This is a genomic window from Pseudomonas sp. 43(2021), assembly GCF_017490805.1.
GTDB lineage: Bacteria > Pseudomonadota > Gammaproteobacteria > Pseudomonadales > Pseudomonadaceae > Aquipseudomonas.
The window spans coordinates 1-439 of sequence record NZ_JAFGYJ010000555.1 but is presented as its reverse complement, the minus strand read 5'-3'; the positions used below and the strand labels follow the sequence as shown (position 1 = coordinate 439).

Genomic DNA, 439 nt, shown 5'->3' with positions numbered 1-439 from the left:
CTGTTTGTCTTCCACGCGATGGCGGCCGAAACCGCCATCGAGGCGGCCGGATCAGGTCTGTCATGTTCGCGCATTTTAGGAACGCAAAACGAGCCGGGACATCCCGACTCAAGAGCGATTCCTCTAAACGTCGGCGTGAACTAAATTTAAGATGACTGGATTCGCCTCGCGCGGAGGACGCGGCCAATAGAAGCCGGGCCCCGCGAAATGGGAGACAAAGGCATGCAGCAGGACCTGATGACGGCGACGCACCGGGTGACGAACCAGGCGCCGCCGCTTTCCGATTACAACGCGTTTGAAACCGATGCCGCGCTCGTCGAGGCCGTTCGACGGTACGGCGCGAGCTGGCGTCAAACGGCGCTCTCGCACGACGGCGCCGCGCTGACGACGCCCGATGTGCTCGCGCTCGCCGATCTCGCGAACCGGCACGCACCCGAGC

General features: G+C 63.6%; 1 pseudogene. It reads left to right on the top strand.

Annotation, left to right across the window (positions count from 1 at the left end):
* Nucleotides 1–222 precede the first annotated feature (222 nt).
* Nucleotides 223–439: pseudogene (locus J5M71_RS28665) on the top strand (DNA alkylation response protein); the annotation flags it as partial.